The organism is Acinetobacter sp. TUM15071, from assembly GCF_008980925.1.
Lineage (GTDB): Bacteria > Pseudomonadota > Gammaproteobacteria > Pseudomonadales > Moraxellaceae > Acinetobacter > Acinetobacter dispersus.
Genome location: NZ_BKGB01000018.1, coordinates 23,787 through 48,341 on the forward strand (window position 1 = coordinate 23,787; position 24,555 = coordinate 48,341).

Consider the following 24,555-nt stretch of genomic DNA (forward strand, 5'->3'; position numbering starts at 1 on the left):
TCTTGATATAAAATTTTAACGTGACAAATAGCGCGTCATATCTTCAATGCCCTTTAAGGTCATTGGAAACATATGATCTTCAAAAATTTCTTTAATCCAGTTAATGGTTTGGGTGTAATGCCAATAGCCTTCCATTTCAGGATTGAGCCAAGCGGTTTTGTCGAAATGCTGACGTAAACGTCTAAGCCACACTTCACCTGACTCTTCGTTCATATATTCCACTGAACCACCCGCAGATTTTAACTCATACGGTGCCATACTGGCATCACCGACCACGATGACCCGATAATCACGTCCATAGGTATGAAACAGATCCCATGTATTCATACGTGTCGAGCTACGACGATGGTTATCCTTCCAGACATAGTCATAGAGACAGTTATGGAAATAGAAATATTCGAGGGTTTTAAACTCTGATTTGGCCGCACTGAATAGCTTTTCACACTCAGCGATATAGGCATCCATCGAACCACCGACATCAAACAACATTAAAACTTTGATGCGGTTACGGCGTTCTGGAACCAATTGGACATCCAATATGCCTTGTTTAGCCGTTTCACGAATGGTGCCATCGACATCAAGCTCTTCCGCTGCACCTTGACGTGCGAACTTTCGCAAACGACGTAAAGCAATTTGCATCTGACGTGTACCCAAAACCTGATCATCATCAAGATTCTGGTATTTACGTTGTTCCCAAACTTTGACTGCGGAACGCTTACGTCCAGGTCCACCGATACGGACACCTTCTGGATGATCACCAAAAGCACCAAAAGGTGAAGTTCCCCCAGTGCCAACCATACGATTGCCACCCTGATGTTTTTTATGTTGTTCACGTAAGCGTTCTTCCAACATTTTCATCAGTTCTTCGAGAGAACCCGCTTTTTGCAATTCCGCACGTTGCTCAGGTGTAAGATGCTTCTCGAGTAGTTCCAGATCAAACCAGTCTTGTGGCAACTTTTGAACTTGTCTCAGTAACTCATCCAAGTCAAAAGTTTCGATGCCATCAAAGTAATCTTTCATGGCACGATCAAACTTATCAAAAAAACGTTCATCTTTGACTAAAACTGTTTTAGCCAATTGATAAAACTCTTCCTGATCTGCAAACACAAGACCTGAAGCTACCGCCTGATTAAGATCAATGAGCTCACGTGTTGTTACAGGTACGCCATATTTGCGTAAGGTGTAAAACAGTCGCACAAACATTTTTAAACACTCTTAGCGGCGTGACATAAAGGCTAAACGTTCAAGCAATTGCACATCTTGTTCATTTTTAATCAATGCACCATACAATGGTGGAATCGCTTTAGATTTATCGTGGTTTCGCAATACATCTTCAGGCATATCATCTGCCATCAATAAGCTTAACCAGTCAATCAATTCAGAAGTTGATGGCGGTTTCTTCAGATTCGGAATTTCACGTAATTTAAAGAATACCTGTAAGGCTTCACTGACCAAAGTATTTGAAATATTCGGGAAATGCACCGCGATGATTTCACGCATGGTCGCATCATCAGGGAATTCAATATAATGGAAGAAACAACGGCGCAAAAATGCGTCTGGAAGTTCTTTCTCGTTATTTGAAGTAATAATTACGATTGGGCGTTGTGTTGCAGTAATGGTCTCACCTGTCTCGTAAACATAAAACGACATTTTGTCGAGTTCATGCAACAAGTCATTTGGGAATTCAATATCCGCTTTGTCGATTTCATCAATCAACAAGACACAACGCTCTTCGCTGGTAAAAGCTTCCCACAATTTACCAGGTTTAATATAGTTTTTAATGTCGTAGACACGATCATCACCTAACTGGCTATCTCGCAAACGTGACACAGCATCATATTCATACAACCCTTGTTGGGCTTTGGTTGTCGATTTGATATGCCACGTAATCAACTTCAACCCAAGACTTTCCGCGACTTGCTCTGCAAGCAAGGTTTTACCAGTGCCAGGCTCACCTTTAACTAAAAGTGGCTTTTGCAAGGCACGTGCAGCTTTCACTGCAAGTCTTAAGCTATCGGTCGCAATATATTGATCTGTACCAGTAAAGTGTTGTGTATCAGCAGACATTTAAAAAAACCTTATTTTTCTATATTTAACATCGTATCTAAACTGAACGTGCAGTTTTATTTGCAGTGTATTTTGACCAGCAGAAACCGATCAGTAACCCCAAACCAATGACAAACAAAATCAATGATAAGTTTGACCAGATTAAGACATGCTCTTTAGTCAAAACACCAAAAAGCAAGCCAAAAATTGCTGGTGCTAAGGCCGAGTTTGGACCTTCAGAAATTGTAGGTGTTGCAAGAACTGCAAAAGCCACAATCCACAAAATTCCACCAATTGGATTCGGTAGGCGTGACATCAAACGATACCAACACCACAATGCAATCAGTGTCCCTGTAACATAAACAATGATCGCAACATTTTCTTCAGGAAACTGATCCAGTACTGAAAGAATGTTTGACCAAATTGCTGTTAGAGTTTCAAGCACCGCGTAAGCCCTCAGGTTCTACCGCATTTGGATTGATCAATCCTTCTGGCGGCATTTGAATAAAAAAGCCCTTGGTATTTAATGAATCTAAAACATGTAAAACGTTTGCACGTGCAAGTTTACGCTCATTATGAAGTTCTAAATGCATGACAAAAGTGGTTTTGCCAAATGCTTGTAAAACTGTTTCTGGAACACCTTCAAACGGGTTTTCTTGTTCCTTATCATCAGGATAATTTGGACGAGCAATATACATATACATTTCATCTTTCTTGCTCGATCTATAAATATCGCAGTGCATGTTTACTCACATCTATTAACAATCAAAGACAGCATACATGAAAATAAAAATGGATACATTAAGGATTGTTAACGCTAGAGTCGTCTTTTTTCCTTATTTACAATACAGCCTATTCCCGAGTATCCGCGCAGAATGTCATAATCAGACCATGATTTTTAGATGAAACAACGATGCAACAAAACAAATATGATGATCCGCACTTCTTTACCGAATACTCAAAAATGCCTCGTTCCGTGCATGGACTAAATGCTGCGGGTGAGTGGTCAGCATTTAAAGCACATATGCCTGAGTTAAAAGACAAAAAAGTTTTAGACTTAGGTTGTGGCTATGGCTGGCATTGTCAGTTTGCTGCTGAACACGGTGCTCGTTCAGTGATCGGAATTGATTTATCCGCTAAAATGCTTGAAAAAGCACGTCTCTTAACATCAGCGCAAAACGTAGATTATCAACAAACCGCGATCGAAGACTATGTGGCAGATACAGCAAGCGTTGATGTCATAATCAGTTCTCTCGCTTTGCATTATATTCAAGATATCCAGCCTGTGTTTGCCAAGGCGGCATCATTACTAACGGCTCAAGGCGAATTGTACTATTCGGTTGAACACCCTATTTTCACAGCCCGCGCACAACAAGATTGGTACTATGATGCAGAGCAACAGCCGATGCACTGGCCTGTTGATCACTATTTCGAACAAGGCAAAAGAGAAACCCATTTTCTAGATGCGAAAGTTGTGAAATACCACAGAACAATAGAAACTCATATTACAGCTTTATTAACGGCAGGTTTTGAAATTACAGCAGTGATTGAACCAACACCACCTGCAGAAATGGTTGCAAGCTTTGGTTGGCAAAATGAATTGAGACGGCCCATGATGCTCATCATCAAAGCTAAAAAAAAGAGCTAATAAATTAGCTCTTTGATTTTCTAACGTGCAATTTTCATTTGCATCGCTAAATATTCAATATCTTCTTTTAACAACGCAATCAATGGTTGCGTCAGAATGTCATAACGCCAGCCCATTAAATAACTCGGTAAGGACTGCTCATCTAAACGGAATACCACATGCTCATAGATCGCATTCATCCACTTCTTACGCAATAATACTTCTTTCGGTATTCCCGTTTTTAGGACTACACTTTCAATCAGTGCATCAATTTTAGGTGCAACTTCTTTAGAATTACTCTTTATCGGTTTAGCGATACGCAATGGCCACTCTTCTTCAGGTGGCAAGAACTTGAGTAAATCAAGAATCATCTTGCCATGCTCACGTACAATATTTGGACGAATATCTTTAATACGTGCCAATTGAAAATTATTACGTGGATTCTTTTCCACCAAATCAATCATGGTCGAGTTTCTAAGTATAAAACTACGTGGCTGATTCAATGCCTTGGTAATCTGTTCTCGCCATATACTCAATTGCTGCAGTTGCATCAATTCACGGCGTGAATGTCGATAATTACCAATATCGGTATATAGTTCTGCCAATGGTGTTTCAATAGCAATTTCTTTGGTGAGATTCTGACAATCTTCCAATACGTATTGATACAGCCCCTTCACTTTCAGATCATTTTTCAACGTATCAGCAAGTTTGGTCAAGTAAATCACATCATTCGCCGCATAGCACATCTGCTCTTGCGTCAATGGTCTTGCTAGCCAATCTGAACGGGTTTGATCTTTTTCAATCTCAATATTCAAACAGGTCTTCAGTGCATTCTGATAACTCACCTGTAAACCATGCCCCAAAAATGCCAGTGCAACTTGGGTATCAAATACATTATTTAATGGCTTTTGGTCTGCATAATGATAGATCAGGTCAATATCTTCACTACACGCATGGAAAACATTCTGTTGTGCAGCAAAAATTTTTGGCCAAAACTCGGTAAAATCCAAGCTTGCACCATCAAGTAATACAATCTGACCGTTTAAATTGATTTGGCAGACACCAAGTTTAGGATATAAGGTATCTACCTTAATAAACTCAGTATCAAGTGCATAGACAGAACACTGTTCCATCTGGCTGAGGAGAACAGCTAAATCATTTTGCTGTTGGATAAACTGAAACATGTGTGCTCAAATAAAAATAATATAGAACCATGCGCAATAGAACTGTTAAGTACCAGTCCTTGCTCAACTGAAATCAAATACAAAAAAAATAACTGGTATTCCATATACAAAACATGAAATCACTCCTCTTCCATTTATCAAAAAACGAAAATCCTTTTCGCTTGCTCATAGTGCCACAAATCATGCTAAATAGATCTACGATAATGTTAGACAATATGTAAAATTTAATTATTTGTTTAAATTAACAGCATGAATTTAATATAAATATAAAAAAATGCGAATGAAAGCTATTATTTCATTCGCATACGGTTATGTACAGCTTGGCTCAAAGTATGACTATCCACATATTCCAACTCACCACCTTGTGGTACGCCTTGTGCAATTCGAGTCATATGAATCGGTAAATGTTTGGTTGCTTCAACCAGATAATGCGCCGTGGCCTGTCCTTCAACAGTGGCATTGGTCGCCAAAATAACTTCTTGAATTTGCCCTGCACTGAGACGCTGAATGAGATAAGGAATCCCAATTTCCTCAGGGCCAATACCATCCAATGGAGAAAGATGTCCACCGAGAACATGATACTTTCCACGAAAACTGCCGCTCTGCTCGATTGCCATTACATCTGCGGGTGATTCAACCACACATAACAATTGTTCATCGCGCTCTGCCGAGGCACAAATATCGCAGATTTCATTTTCTGTTAATGAATGACAAATATGGCACTCATGAATATGGCTAGATGCTTCATGTAAGGCATGTGACAATGCAAAAGCACCTTCACGATTTTTCATTAACAAATGTAATGCCATACGTTGTGCTGATTTGGGACCAACACTTGGTAAAATACGCAATGCTTGAACTAATTGTTCAAATCTTTCACTAAACACAAATTAACTCTCATAATCTCCCTAACCCCTCTTCATTAAAGAGGGGTACTCCTCCCTTTTAAAAAAGGGAGGCTGGGAGGGATTTAAAATAAACCAGATAAACCTGGTGGTAAGCCCATGCCTGTGTTTGCACTTTGTAGCTTCTCTTCAGAAATAATTTCAACTTGACGCGCAGCATCGTTCATCGCAGCAGCAATCAAATCTTCAATCATATCTGCTTCGTCTTGTAATAAATCAGGACTGATTTCGATACGCTTAACCACATTACGGCAAGTCATGGTTACTTTAACTAAACCACCGCCTGCTTCCGCATGAACTTCAGTTTTTGCAAGCTCTTCTTTGGCTTTTTTAAGATTTGATTCCATATCTTTTTGCATGCGCTGAGCTTGCTGCATGAGCATATTAATGTTCATAAGTTTCTCTCGTTAAATTAAATCTAAACCGCGTGATATGTCGCGAATAATATCATCAATGTCTTCTAAACCAACAGACACACGAATCAAACCTTCTTCAATTCCTGCAGCTTGTTTAGCTTCAGCCGACATTCTACCATGCGAGGTGGTTGCTGGATGCGTAATTGTTGACTTAACGTCACCTAGATTACTGGTAATCGACAAGAAACGTGTGTTATCGATCACAGTCCAAGCACCTTCACGTTGACCTCTTACTACAAAAGATACAACACCGCCAAAACCTTTTTGCTGTTTTTTCGCCAGCTCATGCCCAGGATGATCAGCTAAACCTGCGTAGTACACCTTTTCAACTTTTTCATGTTGATGTAGCCATTCCGCAAGTTTTTGCGCACTTTCACAATGCGCTTTCATACGAATGCTCAGTGTTTCCAAGCCTTTCAAGAAAATCCATGCATTGAATGGACTCATCGAATTACCCAAAGTACGGATCACACCATTTACTTCTTCAAGCAGGTCATTTTTACCAACAACTGCACCACCAAGCGCACGACCTTGACCATCGATATATTTCGTTGCTGAATAAAGCACTAAATCCGCACCAAACTTAATCGGCTGTTGTAATACTGGCGTACAGAAACAGTTATCAACAGCAAATAAAGCACCATTGGCATGTGCTATATCAGCAATTGCCTGCATATCACCCACTTGTGCCAAAGGATTAGACGGCGTTTCAATAAAGAGAATACGCGTGTTTGGACGAATTGCCTGTTTCCAGCCTTCGAGATCATCCAAATCTACAAAGGTGACTTCAACTGCAAATTTCGCTACATATTTTTCAAATAAAGCGATGATTGAACCGAATACTGCACGAGAACAAATGACATGGTCGCCCGCTTTTAAATAGGCCATGCACATCGCATGGACTGCCGCCATGCCTGAACTGGTCGCCACTGCACGTTCTGCACCATCAAGTACCGCTAAACGTTTTTCAAAAGCTTGTACAGTTGGATTGGTATAACGTGAATAAGTATTACCAGCAATTTGCCCAGAGAATTTTGCAGCAGCATCGGCAGCACTTTCGCACACAAATGATGAGGTCAGAAAGATTGGCTCACTATGCTCACCTTCAGAGGTACGATCATGCCCTGTGCGAATTGCCAGTGTTTCTAATTGGTATTCTAAATCATCGCTTGGATTCATCGTTCTGTATGCCTTATGATCATAATGATTAAATGTGCCAATATTTTGATCGCCTAGGGTATTTAAGGTCAAGGCGTAAGATGAAATTATCGCTTAGACTTCGTGCAATCTTGACTCATGATGAGACAATCTAAGATGAAATCGCTTGTGGAACAGCAAAAAATAAATTTTAAACATCTGGCTATGCGTGTATTCGATGCCGACAAACTGGTTTTGTCTCAATCGACACCGTATCAAGTGATTGCGCAATTTAAACAAACCCGTGTTCGTTTCTACGCTTCAGAGAACAAACGTTATAAAGAACCTTTAGTTTTTGTCGCGCCTTTAGCAATCAATATGGATATCTATGATTTATATCCTTATCGTTCATTGGTCAAACACTTTCAGGAAAGTGGTTTTGATGTTTATCTCATTGATTGGGGTAAACTCACCTATAAAAATTATCAAATTAACTTCTTATCTTTTATTGATAAGTTTATTCCAAAATGTATTGAAGCCATTCAGCAGCATTCCAAATCTGAAAAAATTTCACTACACGGTTGGAGTATGGCGGGAATTTTTGTCACGCTTTATACCGCTCGCCATCAGCCAAGTGTGGTGAAAAACCTTGTGGTCTTAGGTAGCCCAATCGATAGCTACGCTTCGGGTTATATTGGCAAACTCTATAAAACTTTGGCGTATCTCACCACCCGTAACCCAACCATTAAAGATTACATCTATAACCGTTTACCAAAGTTAATGATTCACTCACCCGGCTTCCTAAACTCGCTTGGATTCAAGCTGTTAGACCCTAAAGGCTGGATTGATGGCAATATACAATTACTGAAAAACTTAGATAATCTGAAGCTGGTACAAGAAGATGCGACGCTTAGCCATTTCTTAAATAACATGATTGATTATCCAGGTGGTGTGAACCAAGATATGTTGTTTAATGTTTGGTTGCAGAACCCTTTAAAAAACGGCGCAATTCAGCTTAAAAACAAAACCATTGAATTAAAGAACATCAATTGTTCTCTATTCGTGGGCGCAGGTAAAGGTGATCAACTTGTGACTTCTGAGTCTGCGTTTCCACTGACCCAGTTGACAAGCAGCCAAGATGTCACGTTTACTCTTATCCCTGGCGGGCACTTAGGTTTAATGTCCAGTCAAAACAGTTACATTGAGTTCTGGCCAACGCTGGTGACATGGTTAGCCGAACGATCGACGCAAATAAAAAGGTAAAGTATGACTCAATCTGTTGCATTCATTGGTTTAGGTGCTATGGGCTATCGTATGGCAGCGCATCTTCCTAAATATTTCGAAAACGTTTATGTCTGGAATCGAAATTTTAGTAAAGCAGAACAACATGCAACAGAATTTGGAACTCAAGCCGTTGAACTTGCTCAAGCGGTTCAGGCCGATGTTATCTTTTCTTGTTTACCCACAAGTGATGATGTTGAAGCCTTAATTGAAAATATTGAGATCAAATCAGGTTCGATCTGGATTGACTGTACCAGTGGCGTGCCTGAAGCTGCACGCCGTCTGGCTGAGAAATTGAAAGCTAAAAATGTGGACTTTTTAGATGCACCTGTCAGTGGACAAACCGTTGGTGCTGAAAATGCAACTTTAACCGTTATGGTTGGCGGTGATGTCAATGCTTTTGAACGTGCTTACCCTGCAATGGCAGCAGTTGGTAAATTAATTCAGCATGTTGGTGAATCTGGTGCGGGCTTTGCGGTGAAAGCTATTAATAATATGTTGCTCGCTGTGAATTTGTGGTCTGTTGCCGAAGGTTTTAGTACCTTAAAAGCACATGGTGTCAATCTAGATGCGGCTTTGAACTGTATAAATGCTTCTAGCGGCAAAAGTTTAGTTACAGAAACCATTTTTCCACAACGTGTATTAAGTCGAGAGTTTCCTGTGACGTTTGGACTTCCATTACTGGCGAAAGATACAGGTATCGCTCTTGATCTCGTCAAGGATGCCAAACTCCCTGCTCCAATTCTATCGTTAACGCAAAGTTTGATTCAGGCGGCTAACCTCACGGCTGAACCCGATAGTGACTTCTCGGCAGCCGTTAAAATGTATGAATCTTGGAGTAAAATTACGCTGAAATAAGAAAATTTTAGTGTAAAAAATCTTTTTAAAACATTAAAACCGCTCTTTAGAGCGGTTTTTTATGAGGGTAAATTTGCTACTCTACGGTCAGCAGGTCCAAAATGTCTCTTTCGATATAATATAGCCTTTGAACGATCTGATTATCGTGATTTAAAATTTTTAGTCATTAGAGGAAAGTTATCTAGGATGGTAAGGATGGCCATTGAATTACATGGAAAACTTAATGAAACTTGTGAAATAAAAGTATTGGTTGGCCTAATAAATCACTTTTTAGATCACGCTAATTTTTTTGGAATTGATAGACAAACGTTACTATTACACAGTGGCCTTACAGAGAAACTATTGCATGATTCAAATCAGTGTATATCCCTTCATTACCTTGAAAAACTTGTAGCCTATACATACTCGATTTGTAATGATCCATTGATCGTATTGGCTTTTTTCAAAAAAATGGATTCCACCGCCTATGGTGTGTTGGGACACTTAGTACCCTTATCTGCTAATTTAAATAAAGCCATAGAAACATTAAAAGAATTTCAGCCATTAATCGGATGTATTGGTGATATATCCCTACAAGTTAGCCCTGAAATTGTCTATTGGAAGTGGAAATGTAGATCAAATGATCTAATATTCAGCCGCTGTGCGAATGAGTATAATTTATTGTGGTGGATAAGCTTAATCAGTCTGGTTCGAAATGAGGATTTTTCTATACTTAAGGCAGTTCATTTCACCCATAACTTACCAAAACCTGAATTGCAAAAATATTATGATGAGTTCTTTGGATGCCCTGTCCACTTTAATCAACCGGAAACAGCTTTATTATTACATCCTAAGTCTTTAAATATGACCTTAAAAACTGGCAATGCAGGCTTGTATGATAGTGTGCGATTATTTGCCTCGAAACTATTAGAACAACAAAAATTTGAGCAAACTTTTACTCAACAAGTTAAGTCACAAATTTATTTACTCCTCTCTCATGATCGCCTTTCTCGCGAAAATGTCGCGGAGCAATTAGGTATGACGGTTAGAACCTTAAGTAGAAAATTACAACTCGAACAAAGTTCTTATAGTGATCTACTCGATAAAGTCCGATTCGAGCTTGCAGTCAATTATTTAGAGAATTATCAACATTCCATATTATTCATTGCTAAAGCATTGGGCTTTTATACCAGTCATTCCTTTATTACTTGGTTTAAATTACAAACAAATTTGACGCCAAACCAATATCGTAAAAATTCTAAGGCAAAAATGGCTGAAATCTAAACTTTATTCTCCATGATCTGATCCTCGCTCATTTGTCCTATATTAGAAATGATGTGGCTCAGATGCGTTATTTTTCACGCATAAATTAATAATATGATGAAATAAGAGGACATCAATCGTCTTAATACTTATTTCAAGGGTATTTGATGATGATATTGCCCGCTTCGTTGTTGTGTTGAAAATTCGAAGAAAAACAAAAAGAGACATAACGTTATTTTACAAGGATCTTTTACCCTAAGACATGCCGATCATGATTTTCTGATGTAAAGCTATGCACGGATTTGGGTGAAGCAAAGGGAGTTAATATGAAAGCAAATCAAAATACAAGCAATCGTTAGTATTAATCTTGCTCGGAATCTCAATTTCAGGTTGTGGTGGAGACAATCACAGTACGGCAGAGATTTCCCCTGAAACAGGAAGTTCATGTCCAACAATCATGGATGAAGCATCTTTTACTGATGCTAAGACTTTAGAAAAACTCGTACAAGTTGGTCCTGAATTAGCACAATTGCGATCGACTGGTAGCCAAGCACACCAACAATTGGTGGACTGGATTGAACTTGAAGCGAAGAAAATACCCAATATGCATGTTCAGTCAGACAGTTATGAGATTCAACGTTGGCAACCCTTACTCAGTGCTGAGAATGGTAAAGGACGCAGTTTATTTCGCTCAGGGCAGTTATCTGTTAATGGTAAAGAGATTCCGATTGCTGGGGCTGTTCCTTATTCATTCGGTACAACATTAACAGGAAACACGGGGCAATTGGTTTTCCTAGCAAGCAATCAACCAATAACGGCTGAACATAAAGGTAAAATTATCGTACGTGAAATTCCAACGTCACAAGACCCCGTATATGCCAATGTCGTTGCGCCTCCTTATATATTTTTATTTCAGTTTGCTAAATATTTAAGTCAATCTCTGAATGAACTCAAAGCACAACGATATGACAAACCCTTTTTAGCGGGCGAGTTAATGAATAAAGATCTCATCGCGGCTGGCAAGGTTGGCGCCGCAGGTGTGATTCTTGGGTTTGACGTTCCTAGAGAACAAATACAAGATTACTTCGATCCACATAACGGTTTGCATTATAAGCTTCCTGCTGTCTTTTTAGGTTCGGATGAACTTGCTGAAGTAAAACAATTTGCATCGGCAAACACTCAGGCTAAGATTATTGTTCAAGCTGAGAGAGATACAACAACGACTCGAAATTTGATTGCAACGCTACCCGGTCAAAGCAGTGAAAAAATCGTATTTGTTGCAAATACAGATGGTAATACTTGGGTACAAGAAAATGGTGTAAGCGGTATGCTTGCGTTGGCGCAATATTTTGCAAAATTACCATTAAAATGCCGACCTAAAACCTACGAGTTTGCATTTAATACAGCCCATCTGCATATGTCTAAAGAAGGAACTTTTAGATATATGGAACAACTGAATCAAGAATATAAAGCAGGTAAAGTCAGCTTCGTTTTTGCTGTTGAACATTTAGGAACGCGTGAGATCATTGCCAAACCTAGACAAGACGGTGGTTTTGGACGGACTTTAGCTTTTACAGGTAAATCGGAGCCACAAGCTTGGTTTGTTCCTGAAGACCATGCTTTGATGCAAAAAGTCGTAATTGAAGCAGCACAAAGACGTAAATTACCGACAGTCATGATAGCGACTGGGCAAGATGTTCCCAACACTCAACGTTCACCTAAACAGTGTAATTTCGGCGGTATTGGAAATGCATCACATCAAAACTTAATTCCAACCATGGCTACGATTTCAGGACCATGGTCACTTTGGGCACCTTCATTTGGCAAAGATGCAATTGATTTCAATCTCATGAGAGATCAGTTACTTGCAATTGGCGATACAGTTTTAGCTTTACAAAACCATACCAAAACTGAAATTGATGGACCTTATACGGCGTGGAGAATAGCAAGCGAGAATGGAAAACTGACTTGTTCTCACTCAATTAATAATGGTGTAGAAGATGCCCCAAATGCTGTAAGTGAATAATAGAATAGGCTGATTATCTTTTATAGCCTTAGGTTAAAATATTAAAAACCGCTCAACAGAGCGGTTTTTATATCAACATTCTTTTTATTTATATCAAATTACGATTGTTCAAAACACTTAATTTACTTAAAATTATTCATCTTATATTTTAATAATTCATAACATATTTTTGAGGGAATAATGAAATTTCTACCGACTGAAATAGACAATAAAAAGTCTATACAGCTAATCATTAAATTTTTTAAAGCTTAGATAACCTTTTCTTCTTTTTAACTTCTGATTCATTATTAATTTAAAGAGGTATCTCGAATTAGATTTATCTCTTGGACTTATATATTTATGCGCAAACTCCCAGTACCAGAAAATCTTCCCTATGATCTTACTACAATTTACTATCGCCTCTTTATGCAACTTCCTATAGGTGAGTTAAAGGATACTGTAGACTTAGAAACAGCACTTAATCAAGTAAATGCTCATGATGTTCACGCCTTACAGAATTATCCACCCCATCAATTATCAGCATACACAGGCTGGTCAATTAATTCAGAATCAACTCAAATTGCAAGTAAAAAAAATCCTGTATTAATTGATCATTTATACTTCTGGGGGCCGCAACTCTATCGATCAGTGAACCCATATAAACTAGATCTAAGAGGTAAAAATCTACTCAAAATTCCACAATATACGAAATTACCTGAATTTGTTGATGCTATCATTCCAGAAGACGATGAGCGTTTAGATGTTTCTGATTACGATAATAAAAAAATTATAGCGCCAATATCTTTAATGCAAGGTGTCATCCAACAAGGAAGCGTAATTAAACAAGGTGATCTGATCTTAGCTAAAAATGAGAAAATCTCACCAGAAAAATTGATTGCGCTAAGACGCGCTGGAATTAAACAACTGACAATTTATAGAGATCCACGAATTCTCGTTGTTAGTATGCATAACTTTGACGACGAGCATACACGTTGTGAAGAAAGCTTGTATGTTAAAGACGTATTGAAAACGTGGGGCTATAAACAGATCGAGATTAAACTGCTTAAACCACAGCGCTATGATTCCGCATTTAATAGTCTTAAGAAGGAGGAAGATCCTACTTTAGATGATTCATTAACAACAAATTGGGAGGATTATAATCAATTTTTTGAAGATCATATTCCTAATTTTGATGTGATGATTCTATGTTCTCATAAGGACATTGGTGGCTCAGTATTTTCAATCGGTAGACTTTCTGCCTTTGATCCTGGCAGTATGACCTCAAATTTCCAAACACGCTCTATCCCTGCTAATGAAATGAGCATTATTAGAAGTATGCCTAGAACACCTCCCATACGTGAAACGGTTCAAATATACGATGATCAGGGTAACCATAAAGGCTTAAAAGTCATCATTACAGAAGATAAAACAACAATCATTAATTTACCTGGTGATATGCAAGATATTGCCTTACTCATGCATTTCATGGTGAAGTATATTTTAAATAAACATGATCCCGACTTTCTCAACAAAATATTTATAAAAGGTCGTGCTAAACATAAAATTGAGCCCGATCAAAATAAGAAAAAATTGTTATGGGGTAAATATCAATTGCAAGACGATGGTCAATATTCATTAGAGGTCGTTGAACAACAGCACACATATCAGGTAGAACCGTTTCTTACTGCAAATTGTATTGTGATTGTTCCTTTTGCAGAGCAACCAATTCAATCAAATGAAATGCTTCATTTTATAAAGATTGATTAGGTGCAAATTGAATAATTAAAGTTGTGCAATGTATAAAAAGCCATAACTAACAAGGTTATGGCTTTTTATTCGTTTTATAGTTCAAAAGATTCAGAATGAGACATTTTTCTGTTGCTACATAAAACCATTATTTCGCTCAATAAAGACAACCTCATCCACCGAGGCACAAATCCTGATTTCATCTCCAAGAGACCACTCTGCTACTCTCGCCGCCATAGCAGCAGGTACACCATTTGATCCTGGTCCTGCTGGTACGTCATACGTTGCATGGGCGTCATGCGGTAACAGTACAGCATAACCAAGCTCTAATGCAGCACGTGCAGTTGCAGCAACACACATCTCAGATAGAACACCACATATGGCTATAGACTTAACCTGATGATCATCCAAAATTTGTTGAAGTGATGTTCCTTTAAAACCACTATCTTCACTTTTCCGTATAGTAACTTCATGTGGCTGTGGAGGAAAAAATAACTCCCAGCCAACTTGATATGGTTCATCTAAAGCTCCAACCTCGCCATCATTTTGCAGGAAAATCACTGGCACATGAGCCGATCTCGCGTTGGCAATTAGAATACGGATTGAAGCAAGCAATTGCTTTGATGCAGGTACTGCTTCCGCACCTGATACAAAAGCATTTTGTATATCAACAACAATCAAAGCATCGACAATATTTGCTTGAATTGAAATAGCAGTCTCCTCTATTGATTCAAGATCAATTTGGTCATAGGGCTTATTTAGTATTCACATCAATTTTGAAAATTTTTCCATTACAAACCAGAACCGTGTAGATCTGCATATCAATTTCATAAACATATTCTGTAGCCTCACATGAGCGACGACCTTCTTTGTGAATGAAATATCTTGGGTAAGGCTTTCCCATTTTCCTGAGCAAGTCACTTTCGCTATCCCCTACATTAACAAGCTCATATGAGGAGCGCATTGAATTCGTGTCTCGTGCAAAAGTAGTTGTTGATATTAATGCTGAAATTATTGCAAAAATTATATATTTCATTTTATAAGCCGTTTGTTATTAGTGCAATTAATTTACCAAACGGTTAAAATAAAGTCATTAGAAGAAAACCCTCCTATTGAGCTTTATTTTAACTAATTGTTTTAAGGTGAAATTTAAAGCATAGTTCCACAAATGTCTGTTGTACCTGTAGGATATGAATATTCTAATTTTTCACTATCTGTAATTAGTTCAATTGATACTTCTTGATTTAATTTTGTGGAAGTTGAGAGAAATCCATCGAAACCAGATGCAATCATGAAACTCAACTCAGTAATTGGATTGGTGTATGACCATTGATATCCTTTATTAACACCGTTAAGGATATACCCCACTTGTTTGGTTTGTTTATTTATATAGACACCAAACCTATTGCTCGCATTTGGAATTTGCTCATCCACCCGAGTTGTTGGTAAATGATCACCCGAGCCAAATAACATTGCTATTCCTCCATTATTATTACTTATTGGCGCGATCAATAAACCACCATTCGTAGGCGAAAAATGGCGAGCCCATCCAGCAGCTACCTCATTTCCAGTTAGTCCAGTAGGTTTTATAACTTTATATTCAAAAGCAACAATTTGAGAATTAAGAGGTAAAGATTTAGGAGTAGAGGTTGTTGCTGCGCTTTCTAAACTAAAATTAGCTGTATAAGTTTTTATTTTTTGGGAAGTATAATTTACGTAATCAAGTGGATTACTCGATGGTAAAGGTCCACCTACAGCATCTATAGACATCGCTCCTAAAGTGCACTCTGCAAATACGCTGCTGATTGATACCGTACCGATCACCATCCCTATAAATATTTTTTTCACTTCATTTTCCTTTTTAATGATAGTTCAGTATATATAAATAGTTTAAAGTACTATTCCACAGATATCGGTTGTACCCAAAGCATAAGTCAAACCTATTTTGCTCCTATCAGTAATTAACTCACCTGAAATCGTCTGCCCAATATTAGGATCATTATTTTTAACATTGATTGTATAACCAGACGTAAAAAAGCTTATTTTGCTGGGTACTCCATTAAATGACGAAATATAACCTTTATTAACTCCATTAATATTTACACCTATTTGCTTTGTGTTTTGGTTGATAAACAAACCAATTCTTAAGCCAGGGATAGATGAAATTGCAACTGGATATAGATTTGTAGTCTCATTACCTCCATTCACATCACTAAAGTTAACTTTTATATAGCTTCCTGATACTGAGTCATTAATTACATAAATATTTCCTATTTTTAGACCATTCGTTGTATCAGTGAGTACAATGTTATAACCAATGGCAATAAATGTATCACCTGTAGCAGGTGCATTAGCAAAGCTATTAATTAAGAATTCGAAAGCACTTTGCCCACTCGTAACTATGTTTTTATCTCCAATTAAAGATTGATTACTGATAGCTAATTGCTGTGCTGTATTAGAGCTGGTCGCAAAAAACATTTTGATTTTGTATGTATCAGCTTCATTACTTGCAACTTGAAATGAGCTTTTTTGATTTGAAACAATTGGAAATTTTAACGTTGGTACTGTAGTTGGTATCGCTGATACTTCTGCTGATGTTGCATCAAGATTATATGTACAAGCAGCAAAGCTGCTTATTGTAGTCATCGCAGTAACAAATGTTCCTAGAATTACCCTTTTCATTTATTTTCCTTTTTTATAATAGAACGTTCAGTATACATTTTTCATTAAATTAGTGAGTAAAAACAGATGAATGGATACCGTTTTCATTTTACTCATGGAGATAGTGCGCATAAAAAACCCACGCCTGAGCATGGGTCAACATTTTCAAATAATAAGTAGCCTACGCAGCCCCTACATATCGATAAATACTGCCATCTTTTGGGTTCTCAAAAAGCAAATCCATATTAGGCAAAAGAATCTCTCCTTCAACTTCGATATGTTCAATTCGTTTAAAGAAAGGAATTTCTTGATCATTAATGGCCTTTACTTTGGCAGTTGCGATCTTTTCAGCCTCAAATTGATCCTTTACCTTAATTTTTATAGTGTTCATTAAAAACTCCAATTTTTTAAATTTTAAATACAACAGCAAAACCAAAATTTAGAACGATGAAATTGCTGAATAAGCCAGCGGCATCGCAAAGAAAGTTAAAACAAATGCTGCAGAACGTTGCAAATTACGTTGATTCAACCAAGAAACTTTGTTGGAAATTAAAATCGATCCAAACGCAATCCATAAGAAAGCAATTGGGGTAATCAAAGCTAAGAACGTTCCCATATGAATAAGATATTCATGCGGGTTGAGCCAAGCAGTATGTGGAAAAATGGCTGAAGCAAATAATAAAGCTTTTGGGTTAAGTAAGGTCGCTACGAATAAAGCCTTAGATGTAATCAAAGGTTGATTCAAATCTAAGTCTTTTGTTGAAGTAATCCATAATTTAATTGCCAAATAAATAATAAAAGTCGCACTAAGCAATTTAATTAAAGGAGGTAGCCAAGGTACATAGTGTGAAACGGACTCAAGTAAAAAGCCCCATGTTGTAATGGCAATAAAATAACCGATAACCTCCGCGGGGATGAGTTTCAATGAGCGTTTAATACCGGCTTGGATTCCAGAAGAAGCCAGTAATGTATTCGTTGGACCTGGTGTTAGTAAGATCGTAATAATCAAACCAATAAACAGAAATGACACCATAGACAAATACCTTTGCTAAGTTTCGCAAACGCAATATGGCAAAATAGATCATTGCTTGTCGACAAAATGGTTGTAACCAAAAATATTATGATTGTTTTTTTATTTTATAAATCAGTACTTTAATTTGTTATAAATTTAATTCAACACTTCATGAACCTATCATAAACATGTGATAAAAATCACATTTTATTAATAATTCCATGTAGATAGCCTGCACTAGTTCACATAATATTTCAATTCACGATCAAAATGCATAAATGCAATCTAGGCAGATATCAATATCCAACGTAATAGATATCTATCAGTGAGGTACCCGATCTTATCTACCCTATATCTTCTACGTTAGAGAATAATGATTAATGAAATCGATCGTTCCTGTTACAGACTAAAGTATACAAGGCATTGTTTTTTCTATATAACAAGTGTTCAACCTTCAAAATGAGCATACCCATGATGAAGTCTGTAAGGCTTTTATATGTAAGTAAAATTAAGAATATTGACTCAAACTTAAAAAACGATCTGATTAAAATCTTAGATGAAGCGGTGGATTTTAATTATCGCAATGATATTAGAGGTGTTTTATATTATGGGCATGGTTATTTTGTGCAATGCTTAGAAGGCCAAAAGCATATAGTTGATGATTTGTTTTATAACAAGATTGTGAAAGATGAACGACATATCAATTGTGAAATCCTCTATTACACAGAATGTGAGAATCAATTTTTCTCACAGTGGTCTATGAAATTTTCACCTATTAATCAAAACATTTCAGATTTTTTCCTGAAATATCATTTAGAAGAGTTCAACCCTTATCTGTTAACAGTCGAAACTGTTGAGAAATTTGTCTCCATTCTAGCTGGTGAGCCTGAATATGATGTACAAGCTTATGCTTCATGAAGGTAAAACATTCTATCTAAAATAAGAAATAAATTGGTAAAAAGCATCTTTAATATGACTTTTTACCGATTGGAATAAAAATTAACAAAAATAAATTGAAGTCCTTAACCAACAGTGCTTATATGGCTAACGAAGAGGACGACCTCTTTATTCAAATTTTCAAGCTTTAGGACGACCTAAAATATTAATAATGAGGTGTCGAAATGGCTTGGGCTTATCTCATCTTAGCTGGTATTTTTGAAATCGTATGGGCATATTCAATGAAAATGTCTGACGGTTTTACCAAGCTTACTCCTAGCGTCATTACTATTGTATTCATGATCTTAAGCTTTGGCTTACTCGCCGTGGCTATGAAAAGTTTACCTTTAGGTACTGCTTATACAATTTGGGTCGGTATTGGCGCTGTCGGTGCATTTCTGATTGGAATTTTTTTCCTACACGAGCCAATGGGGTTTTTACGCCTATTAGCAGCTGCATCGATCATATTCGGTGTTGTGTTGATGAAGGTCACCACACACTAGTTTAACGACTATAAAAGCCCTCAGATGAGGGCTTTTATTACTTTTGGAGAACAGTGTTCTGTGTACCTCCCCAAGATAAGCCAAAAGTATTTTTCCTTAATCTAAATCTCGTACTTAATTTGGATTAATAAAATAGAAATATACGATAAGAGTCGCTAGCAGAATGCTCGCAAGTGTTAAGTAGAACCCCGTTGTATTGAAGCTTTTCAAGAATTTTAAAATAGTCATATTTCTCAATTTATTGATAAGTTAAGAGAATTATCACACAATTCAGCTTTGATTCACGTTTTAATTGAACAAAAAACGACCACTTGTGCGCTTTATCTTTTAGTGTCGCTCATATAACTCAAATACCTGCGACGGCAATCTGTATATTTATTATTGAGCGTTACTACTCATAACAATATGTATTTTATATCTCTTAAAACAGAGAATTATCATGTAGAGAAGAGCAACCACTCAACGAAGTACTCTTCTCCACAGCCTCTATCTAATATTTAGAAGCGATAGCCAACACCCACGTAGGTAATAAGCGGATCAATATCAATTTTTGTTGTTGCATGGATTAATGTATTTCCAGTTGTATTATTGACAACATTGATCATCAACTTCGCATAACAATATGTTTTTCGAATATAACCATAAATATATTTTTATCAAACGTTATATTTTAATTCCTGATAAAAGGTGATTAATCACTTAAATAGTGTGAACTGATTAACAAATGCACAGTCATTTTTTATTGATTAGTAAATTAAATTTAAAAACAAAATGAAGTTATTTTAATGAAAAAATCTAAAGCTATGACGCTTAGCCATACAAATAATGCTTATCTTTTTAAAAATAAGTCTCTTTCCAGTTCACGACGCCGAACCAATCCTTTTAACGTTTTGCCTCCACCTTTATTCCAAACAAGGAATTGATCTGCTGCACCGACATAGTCATTCGTATTTAGTTTTTTCAGAAGTGTGGAGTTTTTAAAAGCTGTTGGCCCAATGTTATAAGTCAAAGAAACCAGTGCATCGAATTGATTTTGAGACAGTGGAACAATTACTGCATGATTGACTGTAGATTGAAATCGTCTTAAATCATGTTGAAAAAAGGACTTTGCCTGCTCTAATGTACAACAATCACCCTTCTTAACTCGAATACCATTTGGATAAACAGTGGTGCCAAAACCAATAGTCCACACACCAACGCCATCATCATAGGATTGTAATTTTAAATCTTCAAAGCTTGTAATCAGGTGAATACCATCAACACTTATTGTCATTGTAGAGTCGACGGCAACGCCAAGTGTTTCAACCGAATCGCTTGCTGTTGCAATATTGCTTAATTCATTGTTAGCGTACTTCTTTGTTCTTATTAATCTGCCAACAGCTATTTTTCTTAAGCAATCAAATAGCGCTTTCATCGATCATTCCTGTGTAACAGCTTTATCACTTATGTGCTCAATGAAAAGATAATGGTCAAAGTATACATCATCAAATTGCTCTGACACTTTCGATCAGCATTCCTTAAAACCATCAATCAAGTAATAAGATTTGTGAATCATGTCGCTCTTATTTAAGCAATAAAAACGCTTTCCGAAGTATAGTGACTTTATTCTCGTCATTCTAAGAATAAATACTTAATACATTTCCAAGATTAAAAAAGCATATGGAAGGCAGTGTTAGCTTACCCCAATCCTAACCTTAATTTGGATTAATAAAGTAAAAATATACGATAAGACAAGCCAGTAATAGAGTGGCAAGTGCTAGATAAGAGCCTGTCGTATTGAAGCTTTTCAAAAATTTTAAGATATCCATATTTTCACCCCTTAAAACGAGGCGATTATCACACATTTATGCAAAATTGTGACATATATTATGACAAAAAAATTATCATTTCAGTCCAAAATTACGCTGCATCCAACCTATTTTCTACTGTTTTAACTTGATTCAGCAGGTCAGTTGAAGTCTAGACATCCAACGAATTGCCATTATAAACATACATAGCAAGCAGTAAGCTTAGAAGGCATCACTTGCTGTGAGCCTTCCACTGTTTCTGTCAGCAATTTAATTTTTAAAACGTAAAAACTATGTTTCTTGAATTTAAATCGGGACTTAATAAATTTTGTGGATTCTTAAAATTTTTTCTCTATTGGTAGTCCTTTATTCTATGTATTTTTATTACTGTTGTCGCACCAACAACCTTCCACATCCCCAAATTTAACAATATAAATCAATATTATAAATTAAGTTTAAATTTCAAATATAAAAAAACCGTACTCTTTGGTACGGTCTTTAGAAATCTTAAATTATTCGACTTTCTTCCAAAAAATAACGGGTACATTGAACTCATATTTAATTAAGAATGCGCAAGCGATAAGACCAACACATACTGAAAGTAATGTTAAATCTCCAAGTACGCTACCCACAATAAGAATTACCAAACCAAGTATATTCAAAATATAAAAGACAACGACTCCCAGCCCATCATTCATCATGTTCCCCAAAACACAATTTCAAGAGCATATAAATTAATTCTATTACAAACTTTATACAATAGAGTTGAATGATTGAATTTTATGCATAATTCTTTTAGTTTAAGTGATTTTCCCTGTTACAAAATTTTACATAGCGTGCGTTGATTCACAAATGTTTATTTCCATCGAAAGATTTAAAACTATTGAAGGGTCATTTTTAACATTAAGTTTTGGAATTTTTATAAATAACACAAGTTAATAATAGGAAGTTTTTAATCTCACTCTTGTTGAAAATCGTAGTTATCATCAAGTTCTATCTCGAAAGGCTGAGTTATCAATATTGGGTACTCAACTTTTTTATCTTCTATTGGTTTAAAAGTTGCCTTCTTTACTGCGTTGATTATTTTCTCATCTATTTGATTAGATCCGCTACTTTTCTTAAGCAAAACATCATGGCGACCATCTTTGTACAGCTTAATCAAAACTTCAGCCTGAACAACTTTATGTTCTCTTTTGAAATTTTCATCAACAGCAAATACATCTGCACTTATGAGAAAAAGAGCTAGAAATCGTAAAATATTTTTCATACTTGCTGAGTAAATCTAGAACATATTTTTTTAAGACTAACCTATATTACCGTCATCTGGCACAATACTCAGATGAGTTTCTACCCTATCTTTATCCTATGAATCTTTAGCCCTAAGAATAAATAGTAGTCAGTTTTACTCTTTAGATTAGTAATAGTTATTTCTATCAAACAATCTTGCCGTAACGTTTAATGCGTGGATATAGGCTAAATGAGATCTTCAATCTTCAAATATACTTTCCCAAATTAAAAAGCCCACTCTAATGAGTGGGCTTCCCCTTAATTCTTTTGCGCTGAATGAAGGTTATTGTTGTTTAGTTATTATCAAACAACACGACAAATATAGATAAAAGTGTGATGCAAATCAACAAAATCATGCGATTTTCGCAATTATTTTAAAGATTATCTAAATAATTAAACATCTATAGGCGCTGTTCATGACAAAGATGCAGCTTGTTTTCTTCGACCAAATCTAATTCTCTTCGCAGTAACTCATGCCATGTGCATCAACTCATGATCACCTTTAATTCCAACAAGCTCCTTATTCACCCAACTCATCAAATAACTATCCTTTGTGCCTATACCCTAAGCGCTTTCATTAAAGCTATCTTTCTTTCACAATATTTAAATATGCAGTTCTTATTTACCTAGATAGCCAGATAAAATGCCCTACAACTAAAACGGACATTAGCTGAGATAGCAATAAATATAATTACTTGTTTTATATGAAATTAAATAAAAACCATTGATATATAAGGTTTTTCCGTATTATATGGATAAATTATGGAGTAAAATTACACTCGTACTATACAGTTTCATTGAAATTTTATTAATTAACCTTATATTGGTATATACGTAGCAATCAAGTGCCATATGAATAAATTCCATACAGCTTTGATTTATACTTTTTTGATTAGAGGAACACCTCATGAATAAGTTAATGGTTGCAGTTTTCGCGGGCTTAGTTACCCTGACAGGTTTTAGTGTACAAGCTGCAACACCAGAACAAGAATGTAAAAAGTTACAGGATGACTATAATCTGATCTATGCATCTAAAGGTTTCTGTTTCAAAGACGCAGATGCTAAAGCAAAATTTGGTAATGAAAACTGCCACACTACGAAACCTAAGTTTTCAGACAAAGAGCAACAACGACTTGATGAAATCAAGGCTCGCCAAAAAGAGCTAAACTGTAAATAAACAGTTTTTTACGGAGTTAACTACTCCGTATCACTCTATATGAATTGAGTGAGCTTTCACCGATTAAAACATACGCCCTATTTAAAGGATGAATCATGGCATACGATGACCAAAATATTTTTGCACGCATCCTTCGTGGTGAGCTACCTGCGATCAAAATCTATGAAGATGATCAGGTCCTCGCTTTTATGGATATCATGCCCCAAGCAGATGGTCATGCTTTAGTGATTCCCAAAACACCTGCCGTAACTTTGCTAGATCTACCAGCTGAAGCGGCAGCATATACCATCCAAATTGTGCAAAAAATTGCAAAAGCAATAGAAACAGCTTTAGATGCTAAAGGCATTGTTTTGATGCAATTGTCTGGCGCAGCTGCTGGGCAAACTGTACCTCATGTCCACTTCCATTTGATCCCAAGTTCAGTGCATGAACTTGGTCGTCATGCGGCAAAAATAGGTGATCAAGAAAAAATTCAAGCATTAGCAGAAAAGATCAAAGCTGCACTCTAGTTTTTGATTTCTAAAAGGACGGAGTTTTTACTCCGTTTTTTTTGTATTCTAATTAAATGAAAAATAATAAGAAATATAATTATTACTAAATATGAATCGTCATCAAACTGTCATTTTTCTTTCACTTCTCTGTCACAAAGTTTACCGATACTGCATACAAGTCAGTGAGCTATGTAACTTTATGTACATAAGCAAGCTCATAACAGTAACTAAGGCATCAGCCATTTACAAAAAGT

General features: G+C 36.6%; 26 protein-coding genes and 1 pseudogene. 10 read left to right on the forward strand and 17 right to left on the reverse strand.

The features are described 5' to 3' along the window. Window positions 1-15 precede the first annotated feature (15 nt). Genes GBI66_RS15605 through GBI66_RS15620 form a run of 4 tightly spaced genes read right to left on the reverse strand, consistent with a single transcriptional unit; the run spans window position 16 to window position 2,789 of the window. Window positions 16-1,203: a VWA domain-containing protein gene (locus GBI66_RS15605; RefSeq protein WP_151716723.1), complete on the reverse strand. Its 1,188-nt coding sequence runs from the start codon at window positions 1,201-1,203 to the stop codon at window positions 16-18. A 12-nt stretch (window positions 1,204-1,215) separates the two neighbouring features. Next, window positions 1,216-2,067: a MoxR family ATPase gene (locus tag GBI66_RS15610; protein WP_005188627.1), complete on the reverse strand. Its 852-nt coding sequence runs from the start codon at window positions 2,065-2,067 to the stop codon at window positions 1,216-1,218. Between the two features lie 37 nt (window positions 2,068-2,104). After that, the gene (locus GBI66_RS15615; RefSeq protein ID WP_005152862.1) at window positions 2,105-2,491 is read right to left on the reverse strand and encodes a hypothetical protein; all 387 of its coding nucleotides are present in this window, start codon (window positions 2,489-2,491) and stop codon (window positions 2,105-2,107) included. Further along, window positions 2,484-2,789, reverse strand: a complete 306-nt coding sequence (locus GBI66_RS15620; RefSeq protein WP_005188630.1) for a YcgL domain-containing protein — start codon at window positions 2,787-2,789, stop codon at window positions 2,484-2,486. Before GBI66_RS15620 ends, GBI66_RS15615 begins: the two co-directional genes overlap by 8 nt. Window positions 2,790-2,959: 170 nt before the next feature. Between GBI66_RS15620 and GBI66_RS15625 the strand changes: the two genes are divergently transcribed. After that, a complete protein-coding gene (locus GBI66_RS15625) occupies window positions 2,960-3,694 on the forward strand; it encodes a bifunctional 2-polyprenyl-6-hydroxyphenol methylase/3-demethylubiquinol 3-O-methyltransferase UbiG (protein WP_151716724.1) in 735 nt (244 codons plus the stop codon). A gap of 20 nt (window positions 3,695-3,714) precedes the next feature. Here GBI66_RS15625 and GBI66_RS15630 read toward each other — a convergent pair whose 3' ends face one another. The 4 genes from GBI66_RS15630 to GBI66_RS15645 all read right to left on the reverse strand — a co-directional run bounded on the left by GBI66_RS15630 (window position 3,715) and on the right by GBI66_RS15645 (window position 7,357). Beyond that, window positions 3,715-4,857: an HRDC domain-containing protein gene (locus GBI66_RS15630; protein ID WP_005188635.1), complete on the reverse strand. Its 1,143-nt coding sequence runs from the start codon at window positions 4,855-4,857 to the stop codon at window positions 3,715-3,717. A gap of 290 nt (window positions 4,858-5,147) precedes the next feature. Continuing rightward, entirely contained in the window at window positions 5,148-5,744 is a 597-nt protein-coding gene (gene recR, locus GBI66_RS15635) for a recombination mediator RecR (protein WP_005188637.1), read from the reverse strand. An 83-nt stretch (window positions 5,745-5,827) separates the two neighbouring features. Beyond that, window positions 5,828-6,157 carry a YbaB/EbfC family nucleoid-associated protein gene (locus GBI66_RS15640; protein WP_005188639.1) on the reverse strand — a complete coding sequence of 110 codons (330 nt, stop codon included), beginning with the start codon at window positions 6,155-6,157 and terminating at the stop codon, window positions 5,828-5,830. Between the two features lie 12 nt (window positions 6,158-6,169). Continuing rightward, window positions 6,170-7,357: an O-succinylhomoserine sulfhydrylase gene (locus GBI66_RS15645; RefSeq protein WP_005188642.1), complete on the reverse strand. Its 1,188-nt coding sequence runs from the start codon at window positions 7,355-7,357 to the stop codon at window positions 6,170-6,172. Window positions 7,358-7,492: 135 nt separating this feature from the next. On the opposite strand from GBI66_RS15645, the gene GBI66_RS15650 reads away from it, so the two are divergent. The 5 genes from GBI66_RS15650 (at window position 7,493) to GBI66_RS15670 (ending at window position 14,468) form a co-directional block, all read left to right on the forward strand. Further along, window positions 7,493-8,578: an alpha/beta fold hydrolase gene (locus GBI66_RS15650; protein ID WP_151716725.1), complete on the forward strand. Its 1,086-nt coding sequence runs from the start codon at window positions 7,493-7,495 to the stop codon at window positions 8,576-8,578. A 3-nt stretch (window positions 8,579-8,581) separates the two neighbouring features. Continuing rightward, complete coding sequence (locus tag GBI66_RS15655; RefSeq protein WP_151716726.1) at window positions 8,582-9,454, forward strand: NAD(P)-dependent oxidoreductase; 873 nt, start codon at window positions 8,582-8,584, stop codon at window positions 9,452-9,454. Window positions 9,455-9,649: 195 nt separating this feature from the next. Next, window positions 9,650-10,717, forward strand: a complete 1,068-nt coding sequence (locus tag GBI66_RS15660; protein ID WP_151716727.1) for an AraC family transcriptional regulator — start codon at window positions 9,650-9,652, stop codon at window positions 10,715-10,717. A 346-nt stretch (window positions 10,718-11,063) separates the two neighbouring features. Then, window positions 11,064-12,722, forward strand: coding sequence for a hypothetical protein (locus GBI66_RS15665; RefSeq protein WP_228267303.1), 1,659 nt, complete (start codon window positions 11,064-11,066; stop codon window positions 12,720-12,722). A 339-nt stretch (window positions 12,723-13,061) separates the two neighbouring features. After that, the gene (locus GBI66_RS15670) at window positions 13,062-14,468 is read left to right on the forward strand and encodes a molybdenum cofactor biosysnthesis protein MoeA (protein ID WP_151716729.1); all 1,407 of its coding nucleotides are present in this window, start codon (window positions 13,062-13,064) and stop codon (window positions 14,466-14,468) included. Between the two features lie 114 nt (window positions 14,469-14,582). On the opposite strand, the gene GBI66_RS15675 is transcribed toward GBI66_RS15670, so the two are convergent. The 6 genes from GBI66_RS15675 to GBI66_RS15700 form a co-directional block, all read right to left on the reverse strand. Then, window positions 14,583-15,128, reverse strand: a complete 546-nt coding sequence (locus tag GBI66_RS15675; RefSeq protein WP_228267304.1) for an isochorismatase family protein — start codon at window positions 15,126-15,128, stop codon at window positions 14,583-14,585. 73 nt (window positions 15,129-15,201) lie between these two features. Next, entirely contained in the window at window positions 15,202-15,483 is a 282-nt protein-coding gene (locus GBI66_RS15680; RefSeq protein WP_032857678.1) for a hypothetical protein, read from the reverse strand. A gap of 113 nt (window positions 15,484-15,596) precedes the next feature. Continuing rightward, on the reverse strand, window positions 15,597-16,295 hold the full coding sequence (locus tag GBI66_RS15685; protein WP_151716731.1) for a DUF4882 family protein: 699 nt from the start codon (window positions 16,293-16,295) through the stop codon (window positions 15,597-15,599). Window positions 16,296-16,337: 42 nt separating this feature from the next. Continuing rightward, entirely contained in the window at window positions 16,338-17,129 is a 792-nt protein-coding gene (locus GBI66_RS15690; RefSeq protein WP_151716732.1) for a DUF4882 family protein, read from the reverse strand. Window positions 17,130-17,289: 160 nt separating this feature from the next. Next, window positions 17,290-17,499 (reverse strand): hypothetical protein, encoded by a 210-nt coding sequence (locus tag GBI66_RS15695; protein ID WP_005188660.1) that lies wholly within the window; start codon window positions 17,497-17,499, stop codon window positions 17,290-17,292. A 48-nt stretch (window positions 17,500-17,547) separates the two neighbouring features. Then, entirely contained in the window at window positions 17,548-18,141 is a 594-nt protein-coding gene (locus tag GBI66_RS15700; RefSeq protein WP_151716733.1) for a LysE family translocator, read from the reverse strand. 453 nt (window positions 18,142-18,594) lie between these two features. Here GBI66_RS15700 and GBI66_RS15705 point away from each other — a divergent pair, with 453 nt between their 5' ends. Then, on the forward strand, window positions 18,595-19,038 hold the full coding sequence (locus GBI66_RS15705; protein ID WP_151716769.1) for a BLUF domain-containing protein: 444 nt from the start codon (window positions 18,595-18,597) through the stop codon (window positions 19,036-19,038). 203 nt (window positions 19,039-19,241) lie between these two features. Next, on the forward strand, window positions 19,242-19,559 hold the full coding sequence (locus tag GBI66_RS15710; RefSeq protein WP_005188669.1) for a multidrug efflux SMR transporter: 318 nt from the start codon (window positions 19,242-19,244) through the stop codon (window positions 19,557-19,559). A gap of 497 nt (window positions 19,560-20,056) precedes the next feature. On the opposite strand, the pseudogene GBI66_RS19870 reads toward GBI66_RS15710, so the two are convergent. The 3 genes and pseudogenes from GBI66_RS19870 to GBI66_RS15730 form a co-directional block, all read right to left on the reverse strand. After that, window positions 20,057-20,176, reverse strand: a pseudogene (locus GBI66_RS19870) (OmpW family protein); the annotation flags it as partial. A 212-nt stretch (window positions 20,177-20,388) separates the two neighbouring features. Beyond that, window positions 20,389-20,973 carry a lysozyme gene (locus GBI66_RS15720; RefSeq protein WP_005188679.1) on the reverse strand — a complete coding sequence of 195 codons (585 nt, stop codon included), beginning with the start codon at window positions 20,971-20,973 and terminating at the stop codon, window positions 20,389-20,391. Window positions 20,974-22,304: 1,331 nt separating this feature from the next. After that, on the reverse strand, window positions 22,305-22,613 hold the full coding sequence (locus tag GBI66_RS15730; protein ID WP_151716734.1) for an energy transducer TonB: 309 nt from the start codon (window positions 22,611-22,613) through the stop codon (window positions 22,305-22,307). Window positions 22,614-23,540: 927 nt separating this feature from the next. On the opposite strand from GBI66_RS15730, the gene GBI66_RS15735 reads away from it, so the two are divergent. Together GBI66_RS15735 and GBI66_RS15740 are read left to right on the forward strand one after the other, a co-directional pair. Beyond that, window positions 23,541-23,810 carry a YARHG domain-containing protein gene (locus tag GBI66_RS15735; protein ID WP_005152820.1) on the forward strand — a complete coding sequence of 90 codons (270 nt, stop codon included), beginning with the start codon at window positions 23,541-23,543 and terminating at the stop codon, window positions 23,808-23,810. Window positions 23,811-23,905: 95 nt separating this feature from the next. Continuing rightward, window positions 23,906-24,319 carry an HIT family protein gene (locus tag GBI66_RS15740; RefSeq protein ID WP_151716735.1) on the forward strand — a complete coding sequence of 138 codons (414 nt, stop codon included), beginning with the start codon at window positions 23,906-23,908 and terminating at the stop codon, window positions 24,317-24,319. Window positions 24,320-24,555: the final 236 nt, after the last annotated feature.

Coding starts and splice junctions, on each gene's coding strand:
- GBI66_RS15605 (WP_151716723.1), bottom strand. CDS start 1,203: ATGTTTGTGCGACTGTTTTACACCTTACGCAAATATGGCGTACCTGTA.
- GBI66_RS15610 (WP_005188627.1), bottom strand. CDS start 2,067: ATGTCTGCTGATACACAACACTTTACTGGTACAGATCAATATATTGCG.
- GBI66_RS15620 (WP_005188630.1), bottom strand. CDS start 2,789: ATGCACTGCGATATTTATAGATCGAGCAAGAAAGATGAAATGTATATG.
- GBI66_RS15625 (WP_151716724.1), top strand. CDS start 2,960: ATGCAACAAAACAAATATGATGATCCGCACTTCTTTACCGAATACTCA.
- GBI66_RS15630 (WP_005188635.1), bottom strand. CDS start 4,857: ATGTTTCAGTTTATCCAACAGCAAAATGATTTAGCTGTTCTCCTCAGC.
- GBI66_RS15640 (WP_005188639.1), bottom strand. CDS start 6,157: ATGAACATTAATATGCTCATGCAGCAAGCTCAGCGCATGCAAAAAGAT.
- GBI66_RS15645 (WP_005188642.1), bottom strand. CDS start 7,357: ATGAATCCAAGCGATGATTTAGAATACCAATTAGAAACACTGGCAATT.
- GBI66_RS15650 (WP_151716725.1), top strand. CDS start 7,493: ATGAAATCGCTTGTGGAACAGCAAAAAATAAATTTTAAACATCTGGCT.
- GBI66_RS15655 (WP_151716726.1), top strand. CDS start 8,582: ATGACTCAATCTGTTGCATTCATTGGTTTAGGTGCTATGGGCTATCGT.
- GBI66_RS15660 (WP_151716727.1), top strand. CDS start 9,650: ATGGCCATTGAATTACATGGAAAACTTAATGAAACTTGTGAAATAAAA.
- GBI66_RS15670 (WP_151716729.1), top strand. CDS start 13,062: ATGCGCAAACTCCCAGTACCAGAAAATCTTCCCTATGATCTTACTACA.
- GBI66_RS15680 (WP_032857678.1), bottom strand. CDS start 15,483: ATGAAATATATAATTTTTGCAATAATTTCAGCATTAATATCAACAACT.
- GBI66_RS15690 (WP_151716732.1), bottom strand. CDS start 17,129: ATGAAAAGGGTAATTCTAGGAACATTTGTTACTGCGATGACTACAATA.
- GBI66_RS15695 (WP_005188660.1), bottom strand. CDS start 17,499: ATGAACACTATAAAAATTAAGGTAAAGGATCAATTTGAGGCTGAAAAG.
- GBI66_RS15700 (WP_151716733.1), bottom strand. CDS start 18,141: ATGGTGTCATTTCTGTTTATTGGTTTGATTATTACGATCTTACTAACA.
- GBI66_RS15705 (WP_151716769.1), top strand. CDS start 18,595: ATGAAGTCTGTAAGGCTTTTATATGTAAGTAAAATTAAGAATATTGAC.
- GBI66_RS15710 (WP_005188669.1), top strand. CDS start 19,242: ATGGCTTGGGCTTATCTCATCTTAGCTGGTATTTTTGAAATCGTATGG.
- GBI66_RS15720 (WP_005188679.1), bottom strand. CDS start 20,973: ATGAAAGCGCTATTTGATTGCTTAAGAAAAATAGCTGTTGGCAGATTA.
- GBI66_RS15730 (WP_151716734.1), bottom strand. CDS start 22,613: ATGAAAAATATTTTACGATTTCTAGCTCTTTTTCTCATAAGTGCAGAT.
- GBI66_RS15735 (WP_005152820.1), top strand. CDS start 23,541: ATGAATAAGTTAATGGTTGCAGTTTTCGCGGGCTTAGTTACCCTGACA.
- GBI66_RS15740 (WP_151716735.1), top strand. CDS start 23,906: ATGGCATACGATGACCAAAATATTTTTGCACGCATCCTTCGTGGTGAG.